General features: G+C 69.5%; 15 protein-coding genes. 4 read left to right on the top strand and 11 right to left on the bottom strand.

Features of this window, described 5'->3' with window-relative positions; all coding sequences use genetic code 11:
- Nucleotides 1–191: 191 nt before the first annotated feature.
- Together D451_RS0120680 and D451_RS0120685 are read right to left on the bottom strand one after the other, a co-directional pair.
- The gene (locus D451_RS0120680; protein ID WP_014910910.1) at nucleotides 192–953 is read right to left on the bottom strand and encodes an isoprenyl transferase; all 762 of its coding nucleotides are present in this window, start codon (nucleotides 951–953) and stop codon (nucleotides 192–194) included.
- A gap of 93 nt (nucleotides 954–1,046) precedes the next feature.
- A complete protein-coding gene (locus D451_RS0120685) occupies nucleotides 1,047–1,661 on the bottom strand; it encodes an RNA polymerase sigma factor (RefSeq protein WP_014908249.1) in 615 nt (204 codons plus the stop codon).
- Nucleotides 1,662–1,972: 311 nt separating this feature from the next.
- Here D451_RS0120685 and D451_RS0120690 point away from each other — a divergent pair, with 311 nt between their 5' ends.
- Nucleotides 1,973–3,337 carry a serine/threonine-protein kinase gene (locus D451_RS0120690; RefSeq protein WP_017535834.1) on the top strand — a complete coding sequence of 455 codons (1,365 nt, stop codon included), beginning with the start codon at nucleotides 1,973–1,975 and terminating at the stop codon, nucleotides 3,335–3,337.
- Between the two features lie 16 nt (nucleotides 3,338–3,353).
- On the opposite strand, the gene aztD is transcribed toward D451_RS0120690, so the two are convergent.
- From aztD to aztB, 4 genes are all read right to left on the bottom strand, one after another.
- Entirely contained in the window at nucleotides 3,354–4,529 is a 1,176-nt protein-coding gene (gene aztD / locus D451_RS0120695) for a zinc metallochaperone AztD (RefSeq protein WP_017535835.1), read from the bottom strand.
- A 73-nt stretch (nucleotides 4,530–4,602) separates the two neighbouring features.
- Complete coding sequence (aztC, locus tag D451_RS0120700) at nucleotides 4,603–5,547, bottom strand: zinc ABC transporter substrate-binding protein AztC (protein ID WP_017535836.1); 945 nt, start codon at nucleotides 5,545–5,547, stop codon at nucleotides 4,603–4,605.
- Nucleotides 5,541–6,725 (bottom strand): hypothetical protein, encoded by a 1,185-nt coding sequence (locus D451_RS0120705; protein WP_017535837.1) that lies wholly within the window; start codon nucleotides 6,723–6,725, stop codon nucleotides 5,541–5,543. The genes aztC and D451_RS0120705 overlap by 7 nt, the downstream gene beginning before the upstream one ends.
- Nucleotides 6,722–7,606: a zinc ABC transporter permease AztB gene (gene aztB / locus D451_RS0120710; RefSeq protein ID WP_014908196.1), complete on the bottom strand. Its 885-nt coding sequence runs from the start codon at nucleotides 7,604–7,606 to the stop codon at nucleotides 6,722–6,724. Before aztB ends, D451_RS0120705 begins: the two co-directional genes overlap by 4 nt.
- Before the next feature lie 73 nt (nucleotides 7,607–7,679).
- On the opposite strand from aztB, the gene aztA reads away from it, so the two are divergent.
- Complete coding sequence (gene aztA / locus D451_RS26750) at nucleotides 7,680–8,357, top strand: zinc ABC transporter ATP-binding protein AztA (RefSeq protein ID WP_051067481.1); 678 nt, start codon at nucleotides 7,680–7,682, stop codon at nucleotides 8,355–8,357.
- Between the two features lie 52 nt (nucleotides 8,358–8,409).
- Here the strand turns inward: aztA and D451_RS0120720 are convergent, their stop codons facing one another.
- Genes D451_RS0120720 through D451_RS26760 form a run of 3 tightly spaced genes read right to left on the bottom strand, consistent with a single transcriptional unit; the run spans nucleotide 8,410 to nucleotide 11,530 of the window.
- The gene (locus tag D451_RS0120720) at nucleotides 8,410–10,443 is read right to left on the bottom strand and encodes a thioredoxin domain-containing protein (protein ID WP_017535839.1); all 2,034 of its coding nucleotides are present in this window, start codon (nucleotides 10,441–10,443) and stop codon (nucleotides 8,410–8,412) included.
- 60 nt (nucleotides 10,444–10,503) lie between these two features.
- A complete protein-coding gene (locus D451_RS28685; RefSeq protein WP_017535840.1) occupies nucleotides 10,504–10,797 on the bottom strand; it encodes a zinc-binding dehydrogenase in 294 nt (97 codons plus the stop codon).
- Nucleotides 10,781–11,530 carry an NAD(P)-dependent alcohol dehydrogenase gene (locus D451_RS26760; protein ID WP_017535841.1) on the bottom strand — a complete coding sequence of 250 codons (750 nt, stop codon included), beginning with the start codon at nucleotides 11,528–11,530 and terminating at the stop codon, nucleotides 10,781–10,783. Before D451_RS26760 ends, D451_RS28685 begins: the two co-directional genes overlap by 17 nt.
- A gap of 53 nt (nucleotides 11,531–11,583) precedes the next feature.
- On the opposite strand from D451_RS26760, the gene D451_RS0120730 reads away from it, so the two are divergent.
- Complete coding sequence (locus D451_RS0120730; RefSeq protein WP_241463360.1) at nucleotides 11,584–12,276, top strand: TetR/AcrR family transcriptional regulator; 693 nt, start codon at nucleotides 11,584–11,586, stop codon at nucleotides 12,274–12,276.
- A 186-nt stretch (nucleotides 12,277–12,462) separates the two neighbouring features.
- Here the strand turns inward: D451_RS0120730 and D451_RS0120735 are convergent, their stop codons facing one another.
- Complete coding sequence (locus D451_RS0120735; protein ID WP_036568452.1) at nucleotides 12,463–12,729, bottom strand: hypothetical protein; 267 nt, start codon at nucleotides 12,727–12,729, stop codon at nucleotides 12,463–12,465.
- 5 nt (nucleotides 12,730–12,734) lie between these two features.
- Entirely contained in the window at nucleotides 12,735–13,613 is an 879-nt protein-coding gene (gene mca / locus D451_RS0120740; protein WP_017535844.1) for a mycothiol conjugate amidase Mca, read from the bottom strand.
- Between the two features lie 158 nt (nucleotides 13,614–13,771).
- Between mca and D451_RS0120745 the strand changes: the two genes are divergently transcribed.
- The gene (locus D451_RS0120745) at nucleotides 13,772–14,188 is read left to right on the top strand and encodes a DUF4307 domain-containing protein (protein ID WP_026125238.1); all 417 of its coding nucleotides are present in this window, start codon (nucleotides 13,772–13,774) and stop codon (nucleotides 14,186–14,188) included.
- Nucleotides 14,189–14,212 lie beyond the last annotated feature (24 nt).

Raw genomic sequence — 14,212 nt, forward strand, 5'->3', positions numbered from 1 at the left:
CGGAGATCAATGAGATGGGGCCTCCCGAACGGGTGGACGAACACCACCCGCTTTCATCGACGCTACGCGCCCGAGAGCCCGTTTTCCAGATCCCGAACCGGCCCCCCGGTGAACTTCGTGTGACGGGCCCGTCGTCGACGGACACGACGATCCCCACGAGCGAGGGTCGGAGAGAGAAAGGGAGCCGGAGCTCAGGAGCCGAAGCGCCGATTGCGCGCGCCGTAGGAGCGCAGTGCACGCAGGAAGTCCACCCTGCGGAACGCGGGCCAGAAGACCTCGCAGAAGTAGAACTCCGAGTGCACGCTCTGCCACAGCATGAAACCCGAGAGACGCTGTTCACCCGAGGTGCGGATGAGCAGGTCCGGATCGGGCTGTCCGCGCGTGTAGAGATGCCGAGCGATGTCCTCGATGTCCAGGCGCTCCGCCAGCTCCTGGATATCGGTGCCCTTGGCCGCCTCCTCTTGGAGGAGAGACCGAACCGCGTCAGCGATCTCACGTCTACCCCCATACCCGACGGCGACGTTGACAACCAGGCCGGGGTTGCCGGATGTGGCCTCTTCCGCCTCTTTCAAGGCGCGGGCGGTCGAATCGGGCAGGACGTCCAGAGCGCCGACGGGTCGCGTGTTCCACCCCTCGTCTCGCAACCGGGCGATGGTCTGCTCGATGATGCGGACGAGCGGGCCGAGTTCGGCCTCGTCACGGGTCAGGTTGTCCGTGGACAGCATCCACAGAGTGACCACCTGCACACCGACCTCGTCGCACCACCGCAGCAGTTCGAAGATCTTGTTCGCACCGGCCTGATGCCCCTGCTCGGCGCCCGGAAGACCACTGCTCTTGGCCCAGCGCCGATTGCCGTCCATGGCGACACCGACGTGCCTGGGAATCTCCTGGCTGGTCAGACTGCGTTCCAGACGCCGTTCGTACAGCCAGTACAGGGGGTCACGGAGCCCCATTGGCGAAACCTCTCAGAGCTGGATCAAAGGACGGCGCACTCCAGTGACGGATGTGCCGACGGGGATGGGTCCAGAGTAGTTCGCCTGGAAGGTCTACGTCACGGCCAGCGATTTACGCACGTGCTTGCGCCCCTGATGGATCCGGGACTTGACCGTGCCCAAGGCCAGATCCAGTTCGGAGGCGATCTCGTTGTAGTCCATCTGGCACAGGTCGCGCAGGACCAGGGGGGCCACCAGGTTGGGGCGGTCCTTCTCCAACTGTTCCAGGGCCTCCAGCAGGTCGATCCGGGAGCCCGCGATGACACTGGTGGTCCGAGGGTCGCGCTGGTGCGGCATGCGCTCGGCCTCGGTCGGGAACTCGGCGGAGCGACGCTTCATGGAGCGGTAGGTCTGCCGCGCGGAGTTGGACACCACCGTGTACAGCCACGTGGTGAACAGCGAGTCGCCCTTGAAGCTGTCGATCTTGCGGGCCACCCGCAGCAACGCGTCCTGGCAGGCCTCCTCGGCGTCCTGACGGTAGGGAAGGAACCGGGCGCAGCGACGCAGCACCTCGGGCTGGATGCGACGCAGCAGGTCGTCCAGGGCGGCGGCGTCGCCGTCCCTGGCCCGTCGCGCGAGCTCTTCCAGCTCCTCGTCGACGTTGCTCGCCACCCTGCGTCGGGGTGCGGCGGGGGTCTCCTCGTGGTCCGAATGATCACTACTGCGCATGGTTCGTCTCTTCCTGGCTTACGACAGACGTCCGGCCGTCCACGCGGGCGCGTCTCGCTCCCACGTTCGAGAGGGTCACACGTCGGTTGGACGTCTACGAACCCCGCTCGGATCCGTCACTACGCATGACACCGCCCACTCCGTTGCCACGGAACGGCCGTATCCGAAAGGGGGGTCTTCCAGTCTCCATGCCCCGAAGGCGTCGGCGCTACCCGGGAAGGGGATCATATCCGCGGAAGCCAACGCCAAGGCCCAGATGGTGTATTAGTGGGCAACGAACGCGTATCAACCCCCAACAGACCGAGGCGGAAATGAGCCAACCCGAGGCTTTCGGACGCTACCGCGTCATGCGACGCCTGGGTTCCGGTTCGTTCGCCACCGTCTGGCTCGCCCAGGACGACCTGCTGAACTATCCGGTGGCCATCAAGGTACTCGCCGAGAACTGGGCGCACCAGATGGACATCCAGCACCGGTTCCTGGAGGAGGCGCGCATCCTCCGACAGACCGATTCCACCTGGCTGGTGGCGGTCCACGACGTCGATGTGCTGCCCGACGGCCGCCCCTACATGGTGATGACCTACGCCGACCAAGGCAGTGTCGCCGACCTCATCCACCGCGGTCAACTACCCCTGGACGAGGCACTGCGCCTTCTGACCGAGATCGGCCAGGGGATCACCGTCCTGCACAACCACGGCACCATCCACCGGGACATCAAACCCTCCAACGTCCTCCTACAGTCCTCTCCCGTGGGCCAACGCGTGCTCGTCGCCGACCTGGGCTTCGCCAAGTCCATCGACGAGGCCTCCGGGTTCACCGCCGCCGCGGGCACACCCGGCTACATGTCCCCCGAGCAGAGCATGCCCGGTGGTGACCTGGACGTTCGCTCCGATGTGTACTCGCTGGGCGCCGTCGCCTACGAACTCATCACGGGGAGACCTCCCTCACGCCCCCCTGTGCGGATCGCACCTGGCCGCATCCGGCCAGGTCTTCCTCCGGCGCTCGACGAACTGATCCTCTCCGCCCTGTCCGTGGACCGGGAGAGCCGCCCCGCCGACGCCAAGACCTTCACCGACCGGGTCAGGGCGATCCGTATGTCCAGCGATCTACCGCAGGACATCCCCTGGTGGCAGCGCTACCGCATGCCCTGGCCGAGGGCCGGGGCCCTCACCGCCGTCTGCGGCCTGCTCGCGCTCGGGCTCACCACCTCGCTCGGCGTGCCCGGGGTCTCCCTGTCCACGGTCCGCTACGCCGACCAGGAACTCCGTGTGGACGTGCCCACGGCATGGGCGCGCGAGTTCCACACCGACCAGGAGGCCCGCCCCGCGGCCGCCGAGGCCGGAGCGGGCCCCGGGCTCCTCGTGGCCACCGGTGCCGACGAATGGCACAACACCGACGTCCCCTCCTACGGGGTGTACGCCACCGTGGTCCCCGGCGCCCCCGACCTGCGCAACGTCGCCGACACCGACCCCTGTCCGAAGCCGCCCGAGGAACGCATGGTCGACACCCCCCATTGGGAGGGCGGCCTCTGGGAGTGGCCCGACTGCAACGGCGGCGCCTTCACCGCCGCCGCCGTCCACCCGCCGGGCACCCCCAGGACCGTGTACCTGGAGATCCGCCAACCCGACTATCGGCCCGACCTCGTCGACGAGATCATCGCCGGCGTACGGCTCCGGTAGGAGGGCTCGCTCTGGATCAAGGTGCGACCCCGCTCAGTTCGTTGGGCTCCTCGTCCAGGGTGACCGAGGCGGTGACCTCGCCGGTGGGCAGGTCCACGGCGTGGATCGCACGGGTGGCGGGATCGCTCACGTAGGCGGTGTCACCGCGGACGAACAGGGCCGGTCGGGGCTCCTGCCATTCCAGGGGCTCCTCCCAGGGGTCGATCAGTTCGACGCTCTCGGTGATCTCGCCCTTCTCCGGGTCGATGACGTGCAGCGCGCCGTCGGTGCCCAGGACCAGCGCCTCCCCCTCCGGGCCCCGCCCAAGGGAGCGGAACGTGTAGCTGGAGGGCAGGTCGACCAGGCTCAGCTCGGCGCTCTCGGTGTCGATCAGGGCGACCCGCTCGGGGCGTTCGAGTTCGGCGTCGGGGTCGGTCTTGTAGTCGCCCAGGATGACGGTGGAGTGATCGGATCCGGCCTGGTTGCCGATACGCCCGTAGTCGTCGGGGGCCTCGACCTTGGTGAAGGCGCCGTCCCGATAGATCAGGGCCCCGTCCTCACAGCCGATGGCGACGACCCCACCGCGCGCCGCGCTCTCCCCGTGCACCCCGGGGCAGTCCTCGCTGCGGGCGATCTCCTCGCGGTCGGCGTCCAGGACGATCGCGCCGACCCGCTCCTCCTCGTTCCCGAGGGTCACCAGAAGCCCTCCGTCCTCCAATTCGACGGCCACCCCGTGGTGCGCCTCCTCCGTCGTGTACACCTCGACGTCCTCGGGGTGTCCCGCCCCGAGCGCGTCGGTGTCGAAGGCGGTGACCTCACCGGTTCCGTCGGCGAACAGCACCGTCCGGCCCGCGTGACGGACGACGTGTCCGGGGGCGTCCGCCTCGAAGAGGACGTCGGTCGTCTCGGCCACCGCGGCGTCCAAGAGCCGGAACCCCTCGGAGGTGGAGACGAACACGTGCCGGTCGTCCCCGGCCGGGTTGATCCGGTTGAAGCCCTCCAGTTCGATGTCCTCGACCACGTCGAGGGTCCTGCCGTCCAGGACGTACAGACCACCGTCGTAGGTGGTGACGAGGGGGTCGGTGACGGTGGCCTCGGCGGCCGCCTCCGGGTCCGCGTCGCCGCCCTCGCCGGTACCGCAGGCGGTCAGGAGGAGTCCTGCGGCCAGGAGGGTGGGCAGGGCCGCTTCGCGGCCGTATCTTCTCGCTCGCATGGTGATCGGCTCTCTTCTCGTTTCGTGTTCCGTACAGGGGGGTGCGTGACGTGGTTCAAGCCCGGGACCGGGCTCACCCGCCACGGAGTCCGTCGGTGATGGCCTCGGTGTTGGCGCGCATCATCTCCAGGTAGGTGGCGGCCCCCTCTCCCTCGGCGCTGAGGGACTCGGAGTGGAGGGGGATCACCTCGATGTCCACACCGGCCTCCTCCGCCATGACGGTGACCAGGCGGTCGGGCTGGGAGGAATCGGAGAAGACCGCCGAGACGCCCGCCTCGGCGACGGCGTCGGACAGGTCCTTGAGGTCGGCGGAGCTGGGCGAGGCCAGCGTGGTGCCGCCGGGGACGACCGCCCCGATGACCTCGAAGTCGTAGCGGTCGGCGAGGTAGCCGAAGACGTGATGGTCGGTGACGAGTCGGCGGCTCTCGGCAGGCAGGGATCCGAACTCGTCGGACATCCACCCGTCGAGCTCCTCGATCTCCGCCGCGTAGGACTCGGCCCCGGCGCGCACCGCCTCGGCGTCGACACCGTCGACCTCCGCGACCACGTGTTCGGTGATCAGATCGACCGCCGTGAGCATTCGGACCGGGTCGGTCCAGAAGTGCGGGTCGGGCGACCCCTCGTCCGCATCGGAGGTGTAGGGGAGCGGATCGACCTCCGCCGCGACCTCCAGGGTCGGCACCCCGGCCTCCTCCGCCGCGGCGACGTTGCGCGCGATCCCCTCCTCCAGGCCGAGCCCGTTGTGGACGACCAGGTCGGCGTTCTCCAGGATCGCCGCCTCCCGGGCGGAGATCCCGAAGGAGTGCGGGTCGGCGCCGGGCTTCATCAGCACGGTGATCTCGGCCTCGTCGTCGACGATCTCCCGGGTGACGTCGCCGAGGATGTTGGTGGTCACCACGATCCCCGTACCGTCGTCGTCTCCGGTGCACGAGGTGAGGGCGAGGACCAGTCCCAGGGCGGCCGCGGCCGAGAACGCGCGCCCACGTGGCGCGAAGGACGTGTTCACGGGGCTCACCATCCCGTCTCGACCATGAGGTCCGGGGTGACGCCCGGATCGAGGGAGCGGGCCACGCGCAGGTCGTCGCCGTGGTCGATCTCGTGGACGAGGCCGGCGTGCGCGTCGTTGACGTAGGCGCGACCGGCGTCGACCTGGAGGGCGGGCGGGTGGGCCGTGTCCACCTCGTCCAAGAGGTGGACGGAGGCGTCCTCCTCCCCCGTCTCCGGGTCCACTGAGCGCAGGGTCCCGTCCCCTTCCAGGACCAGGACGGGGGCGCCCTCCCCGATCGCCACCGCGTCCACCACGTCGTGGGCCTCGAACGCCCGCCATTCGGCCGCGGCCAGGTCGAGGACCCAGAGGTCCCCTTCGGTGGAGACGGTCGCCAGGACCGCGGAGCCGGGACGGTGGCGCAGCGCTTCGGACCGGCCCTCCTCCGGGTGGGCGAGCGTCTCGGCGATCGGGGCCCCGTCCTCCTCGGTGATGTGGAGGGTGCCCTCCTCACAACCGACCACGAGGCCCCTGCGGGTGACGGCCGCGCCGTTCGGATCGACGCAGGTCGACTCCGATTCCTCCAAGGGGGAGCCGTCACGCTCGTGGACGCGCACGGAGCCGTCCTCGATCACGATCAGCCGTCCGGCGTAGGGCAGGACCACGGCGTTCCCGGTCAGGTCGGGGACGATCTCCTCGACCGTGCCCTCCTCCAGCCCGGAGCGGTCCAACAGCGAGGAGGCGCCGTCCGGGCCGGCCAGCGAGGTCAGCGCGGTGTCGGTGATCACCAGAGGGGAGGCGGGGGCGTCCACCGAGCCGACGGGGCCGCTCTCGGTCCGGTAGTAGTGCTTGTGGTCGCCGTGGTCCACGGTCCACACACCACTGTCGAGGATGTCGAGGGTCTCCCGTCCGGAGGCGTGGAGGTAGGCGAAGCGGCCGTCCCCCGATATCCCGTCGACCCCCGACGTCCCTTCGAAAGCGGTCGTCTCCTCGGTGATCAGGTCCAGAAGGCCGACCTCTCCGGTCTCCGTGTCGGCGACGACGAGGCGGTAGTGGGGTTCGGAGAGCTCTTCGGCCCCTTCGATGTGGCCATGGGGTGTCTCCTCGGTCTCGTCGACGTCCGTTCCGGGGTCCGGGCCGGAGCATCCGGCCAGGAGCAGGGCGCACAGCCCGACGGCCCCCGCGATCGTGGTGGTCCTGTCCTGTCTCAAGGGGTCACCGACCTCTCTTCACTTCGGTGGGCGGGTTCGGGGGGTCGAAAGGTTCTCCGGGGTACGGCCCGTCGCCGGAGCGCCGCGGTGGAGGCCGAGGCGAAGAAGAGGAGCACCGCCGTCGCGGTGATGGTCGCCCCGGCCGCGGTCTCCCAATGCCAGGAGACGAGCAGGCCGAGGACGGTGGCGGTGGCGCCGAAGGCCGTGGCGCCGAGCATGATCGTCGGCACGCTCCGCGCCCAGTACAGGGCCGCCGCGGGCGGGGCGATGAGGAGTCCGAACACCAGCAGGGTGCCGACGACGTGGAAGGAGGCGACCACGGCGAGGGTGACCAGACCGAGCAGGACGGCGTGCGCGACCCGTGGGGCCAGGCCCAGGGTGTGCGCCTTACGCGGGTCGAAGGCCAGAGCCAGGAAGGCCCGGTGGCCGAGTGTCGCGACCACGAGTGCCACGGCCAGTGAGAGTCCCAGGTGGAGCAGGTCCCGTTCCCGGACGGCCAGGACGTCTCCGAAGAGGAAGGCGGTGAGGTCGACGGCGAAGGACGCCGAGTGGGAGACCAGGATCACCCCCACGGAGAGCATCCCCACGAACAGCAGACCGATGCTCGTGTCCTGGGAGAGACGGCGGGAACGCCCCAGTGCCGTGATCCCCGCGGCCATGGCGCCCGCCGCCAGCGCGGCCCCCAGGAACAGGCTCTGTCCGAGGAGGGAGGCCAGGGCCACTCCGGGCAGCATGCCGTGGGACATCGCGTCCCCGAGGAACGCCATGCCCCGCAGGACCACCCAGGTGCCCGCGATGGCGCAGATCGCCGAGACCAGGACCCCGGCCCACAGCGCGCGCTGGACGAAGACGACCCCGAAGGGCTCGATCAGTGCTTCCATGATGCGACACACTACAACGAAAACCATTATCGTTTCCAAGTAGGGTCGAAAAAGGACGAAAGGGGTGGTCGATGTGATGCTGAACGATCTGCGCGCGGGATACGGGGAGGGGGACGTCCTCAGAGGGATCGACGCCGAGATCCCGGAGGGGGCCGTCACCGCGCTGGTGGGGTCCAACGGCTCCGGAAAGTCCACCCTGCTCGGCGTCCTTGCCGGAACGCTCTCCCCCAGGACGGGCACCGTGACCCCGCGCCGGAGGGTCCGTCCCGCCTTCGTGGTGCAGCGCGGAGCCGCCCCCGACTCCCTGCCCCTGACCGTGCGCGCCACAGTGGCCATGGGTCGCTGGGCGCATCGTGGGTTCTGGCGTCCCCTGAACCGTCACGACCGCGCCGTGATCGACCGCTGCCTGGAACGGACCGGCATCGCCGACCTCGCCGGACGCAGACTGGGAGAACTGTCCGGCGGTCAACGCCGAAGGGCCCTGCTCGCCCAAGGGCTGGCCCAGGAGACGGACCTGCTGCTACTCGACGAGCCCTCGACGGGGCTGGACCACGAGGCGGGAGAACGGATGCGCGCGACCATCGCCGAGGTCGCCGCCGAGGGCGTGACCGTCGTCCACGCCACACACGACCCCGAGGAGATCCGGGCCGCGGACCATCGTCTGGTCCTGGACCGGGGCAGGGTCGCGAGCCCCTCGGCCGCGGAGGAGCTCCTCGATCGGTTCACCCTCGCCCCCACCGACCGAGGGTGAGAAGGCCGCTGCCGGCCGCCCCTTCCTGGAGCGACCGGCAGCGGAACGGGGATCAACCGATGAGCTGTCGGACCAGCTCCTCGGAGGTGGTGACCGGGAGCTTGCAGGTGAAGCCCTCGCACACGTAGGCGGTGGCCCGGCCGTCGATCGGCACCCGGTGCTCCAACAGTGGCACGCCACCGCTGTCCCTGCCGTCACCCTGGGACAGGACCGTGCCCAGCGGGGCCCAGCGCAGAACGGTGCGCACCAGCTCCTCGGTCTCCCGAGAGCCCGGTTCGCCGACCACCGCGACGGCGCGCGGACCGGTGAGCAACGCCTCACCCGTGGCCAGCCCCCATCCCGCGAAACGAGGCGCCTTCTCGGCCAGCAGGGGGACCACCGACAGCGCCCCCTCGGCCGCGGCCCGATGCCGTTCGCTTCCCGTGAGCGCGGCGTAGGACAGCAACGCGGACGCGGCGGCGAAGCGACCGGAGGGGGTGGCGTTGTCCGTCGGATCCTGAGGTCGGCTGAAGAGCCTCTCGGCGTCGTCGGCCGTGTCGTAGAACCCGCCCTCGCCGTCGCCGAAGCGCTCCAGCACCGTGTCCAGCAGACCACCGGCCTCGCGCACGTAACGGGCCTCGCCGGTGACACCGTGGAGTGCGATCAGCCCCTCGGCCAGATCCGCGTAGTCCTCCAGGACGCCGGCGCTCGGCCCAGGACGGCCGTCACGCGAGGTCCGCACCAGACGCCCGTAACGCAGATGCACGTCGAGGACCAGATCCGCGGCGTCACGGGCCGCGTTGATCCACCCCGGGCGGCCCAGCAGGGCACCCGCCTCGGCCAGGGCCGCGATCGCCAGCCCGTTCCAGGCGGCGACCACCTTGTCGTCCCGGGCGGGCGGCACCCGCTCGGCCCGCGCGGCCGACAGGGCGGCCCGCACCCGGTCGTAGCGCTCGACGTCGTCGGGGTCGACCCGCAGCTGGAGCACCGAGGCTCCCCGTTCGAAGGTCCCCTCCTCGGTCACCCCGAACAGCGCGGCCGCCCAGGCCCCGTCCTCGTCCCCCAGGACCTCGCGCAGTTCGGCCGGCGTCCACACGTAGTAGACGCCCTCCTCCCCCTCACTGTCGGCGTCCAGGGCCGAGGCGAACCCGCCCTCGGGGGTGCGCAGGTCGCGCAGCATCCAGTCGGCCGTCTCCTGGGCCGCCCGCAACAGCAGGGCGCGTTCCGTGTCGGCGGCCGGATCCGTCCCCGAAGGTCGTCGGCTCAACCGTACGTAGGCGCGCAGGAGAAGGGCGTTGTCGTAGAGCATCTTCTCGAAGTGGGGGACCACCCAACCCCGGTCCACCGAGTAGCGCGCGAACCCCCCGCCGATCTGGTCGTAGATCCCTCCCCGCGCCATGGCCACCGCCGTCCCGCCCGCCATGAGCGCCGCCGGCGTGGGCTCGTCGGCGGTCTGGAAGGGGAAGGTCCGCTCGTGCTGCGCGGTGAGGAACGACAGCAGCATCGACGGCGGGAACTTCGGTTCGTCGCCGAACCCGCTGTTGGCGGTGTCGTAGTCGCGGATCAGCCCCTGGACCGCCAGGTCCAGGTCGGCCGCGGTCGGCGGCGGAGAGGCGGCCAGTCGGCGGGGGGCGCCGAGCGCCTCCACCACCCGCCTGCCCTGGTCGAGGAGGTCCGCGCGCTTGTCACGCCACGCGGCGGCCACGCCTTCGAGCAGGCGCCGGAAGTGATCCCTGGGAAAGTAGGTACCGCAGTAGAAGGGCGCGCCGTCGGGCGAGGCGAACACGGTCATGGGCCAGCCGCCCTGACCGGTCATCGCCTGGGTCGCCTCCATGTAGACGGCGTCGACGTCGGGGCGTTCCTCACGGTCGACCTTCACGTTGACGAACAGGGAGTTCATCAGGCTCGCGGTGGCCGGATCCTCGAAGGATTCGTGGGCCATGACGTGGCACCAGTGGCAGGCCGCGTAGCCGACCGAGATCAGGACGGGCACGTCGCGGCGGCGGGCCTCGGCGAAGGCCTCCTCACCCCAGGGCCACCACTCCACCGGATTGTCGGCGTGCTGCAACAGGTACGGGCTGGTCGCGTCGCTCAGACGATTGGGCATACACCCACTCTGCCAGGCCGCTCCGGTACGGAGCCGTCCCGCGCCTCCCGGACTCGGGCCTCAGCGCCGGAGCACGATCTTCCCGACGGTCCGTCCCGTTCCGCTCTCCTCCAGCGCGTTCTTCACGCCTTCCAGTGTCAGCGGGAGGGTACGAGAGACGTGGACGTGGACCCGGCCGCTCTCGACCGACTCGTTCACCCGCCGCAGAAGATCTCCGGAGGCCTTGAGGAAGACGGGGACGTAGTTCCTTCCTCGTGGCCCCGCGCCCCGCAGTCTACGAGCGGTGATCGTCGAGAGGAGACGGGCGGCGGAGGCCACCGTGACCACCCCGTCCTCGTCACGCGCGATCGTCACGAACCGTCCCCCCCGGCCTCAGGACGTACCGCGCGTGCACCCACTGCTCCCGACCGCCGACACAGTCGATCACCACGTCGAACGAGCCCGGCCCGAGAGCGGACGACACGTCGATCTCATTCCTGTCGATGACCTCGTCCGCCCCCATGGACCGCACGAACTCCCGATTCCGCGCGCTGGACACCCCCACCACGAAAGCCCCGGCCGCACGTGCCATCTGCACGGCGAGGTGACCGACGCCTCCGGACGCCCCGATCACCACGACGCGGGTTCCGAACGTGACACGGCCACGATCCAGGCAGGTCATCGCCGTCTGCGCCGCGAGTGGGAGGCCTGCTGATTCCACGAAGCCGAGGCCCGCCGGAACGGAGGCGAGCAGCCCGGCGCGTACGTTGACGTACTCCGAGGCGCCGCCTCCATCGACTTCGTTGTCGGCGTGCACTCGGTCGCCCACTCGGAACGAGGTGACCCCGTCTCCGACCTCGGTGACGACACCGGCCAGGTCGAACAGCGGACTGAAGGGGAAACGACGACGGGTGATGAGACGTCGGTTCCCCTCGATCAGGTGGCGATCGATGGGGTTGACCGCCGCCGCCCGCACGTGGACCTGCACTTCCCCGGGGCCGGGGGCCCGAACGGGGAACGTCTCGGACAACGCGAGGACATCGCGTACGGCTCCATAACGGGTCTGCACGATCGCCCGCTGCGTCCTGGGCGCCGGGTGGGAGGGCATCGAGGGGACTCCTTGAGCGAGAACCGGTCCGTCACACGACACGAGAGGGGTGCGTGGAGGAGGAGACCGGAGGAGAGATCGCCGGGGAAGATAACCGACTCATGGTCCATTATTGTACAGGAAGTTCAATAGTGGGCCCTGGGATCGGGAGAGGCTATTCTCAAGGCATGACGAAGTCGTCCGGCGAGCCCGAGGATCCGCGTGTGACACGCACGCGACGCGACGTGATCAGAGCGAGCGCCGCGTCGCTTCTGGAGAGGGGATGGACGGCGACGACGCACGCCGAGGTCGCGCGGCGGGCCGGGTACTCGAAGGCGACCATCTACGCCCACTGGCCCACACCCGTCGACCTCATGCGGGACACGATCGCCCGAATCTGCGAGGACACCACGCCACCGCCGATGGGTGGAGATCTCCGTGAGGACCTTCACACCTCTTTGAGCGCACTCGCGTGGACACTGTCGGAAGGTCGGTACGACCGTTTGATGGCGAGTGTCATCGAACACGCCGGCGATGACGAAGACGCGCGAGAGCTACAAGAGCGTCTGTACGAGACCGCCACGGCCGGGATCCGCGACGTCCTCACCTCGCACCTCCGGCGCGACGACGTCGAGCCCTGCCTGGCCATGCTCGTCGGCGCGGTCCTCGTTCGAGCGACCTACGAGGGGAGGTCGGTGCCTCCCGGGTTCATCACCGACATCATCGACCGCGCTCTCACCGACGTCGAGCACGGGGACGGCCACTGAACCCACCGCACGACGCCGTCTCACGGCGTGCGGTGGAGCGCGGACCGGTCGCGTCGCTCAGACGATCGGGCGTACACCCACTCCGCCAGGCCGCCCCTGAACGGAGCCCGGACGATCCGTGCCCGAAAGCGGGTCACACCGTGGAGAGGGAAACGCCCCCGCGGGTGCGCGGCGGGGGCGTCCACCTCACTTCTCGGTGTCCTTCTGCTTCTCCACGGCCGCCGCCCGCGAGGCCGACGCGGAGGCGGACTCGGAGGAGGTGCGGATCGCTTCGTCGCTGCTCTGCTCACCGCGCACGACCAGCAGCTTGCCGGTCATGCTGCGCATCAGGAAGTAGAGGGCGACGCCGATCGCGAAGACGGCGAGGAAACCGAGGACACCGGGCGTGACGGTGTCCTTGTCCAGCGCGAAGCTATTGGCGAGCACCGGAGCGGACACGAGAAGGGTGTTCATGGAACTCATACTCTCACTGCCTCGCGGACACCTGCGAAGAGGTCCTTCTCAGGGACCTCCGTGTCCACGAGGGAACGGACGAGGTGGTAGTCCTCGGTCGGCCAGGCCTCGGCGACGATCTCGTTGGGAACCGCGAACCAGAAGCCGTTCGGGTCGATCTGGGTGGCGTGCGCCCGAAGCGCGTCGTTGGCGACCTCGAAGTACTCGCTGCAATGGACACGGGTGGTGATCTCCCACCGGCGACGCTCCATGTCCTTCACCCGGGCGGCCCACTCCTCGAACGGGTTCTCCATCCCGTGCGCGGCCAGGGTCCGGGCGAGGGCGTCGAAGCGTTCGGGCGGGAAGCCCACGAAGTAGTACAGCTTGAGCGGCTGCCAGGGCTCCCCCGCCTCGGGGTAGGCCTCGGGCTCGGGAGCGGCGTCGAAGGCGTGCATCGACGCCTTGTGGGTCATGATGTGGTCGGGGTGCGGATAGCCGCCGTTCTCGTCGTAGGTGAGGATCACGTGCGGACGGAAGCGACGGATCGCCGCGACCAGCGGGGCCGCGGCCTCCTCCACCGGAAGGGTCGCGAAGCACCCTTCGGGCAGGGGCGGCAGCGGGTCGCCCTCCGGCAGGCCGGAGTCGACGAACCCGGCGAACTCCTGCTCGATGCCGAGGATCTCGCGGGCACGGTCCATCTCCTGGCGACGCACCTCCGCGATGTTCTCTCGGATCTCGGGGCGCTCCATCGCGGGGTTGAGGATGTCACCGCGTTCACCACCGGTCATGGTGACGACCAGCACTTCGGCGCCCTCTTGGACGTAGCGCGCCATCGTGGCGGCACCCTTGCTGGACTCGTCATCGGGATGGGCATGAACGGCCATAAGCCGCAGGCGCTCGGACAACGAAGGCTTCTCCTTGGCTCTGTCGACGACCACTGGGCACAGGCGTCCGCCACCACCCCGGATGTCACGGCGTGGACGACTCACGTGCGGGCCGCGTAGGGGGGCTGTCAGGTCGGGGATATCTTAGACAACACCATTCCCTTGCTCGGAGATTCCCAATGGCAGCGACCCCGGAAGATGACGCCGTGAACAGTGCAGATCCAGCTCCGGCACTACGCAAACACCACGGCAACGGGCCTCTCTTCTTCATCGTCGGCACCATCTTCGCGGTCGCGGTCACCATCGGCTGGGGTATGTCCGTGATGAACTACAGCGGGCTGAGCGGAGACGTCTTCCACCAGGTGGTCACGGTGTCCGCGCCCTCCTCCTCCGAGGCACGGATCTCCTTCGAGGTGAACAGCCGCGGCGGCGCCGAATGCCTGCTCCGGGCCCTGGACGCCCAGATGGTCGAGGTCGGTACCGCGAGGGTCGAGGTCGAGGGCGGGAACCGGATGGTCCAGACGGACGTTGAAACGGTTCGACAGGCGGCCACGGTAGAAGTGGCCTCATGCAGGGAACAAGGTTCGCAAGACTGATCGACCGAACGGCCCCTCGCCTCT

Source organism: Nocardiopsis alba DSM 43377, assembly GCF_000341225.1.
In the GTDB taxonomy this organism is placed as follows: Bacteria; Actinomycetota; Actinomycetes; order Streptosporangiales; family Streptosporangiaceae; genus Nocardiopsis; species Nocardiopsis alba.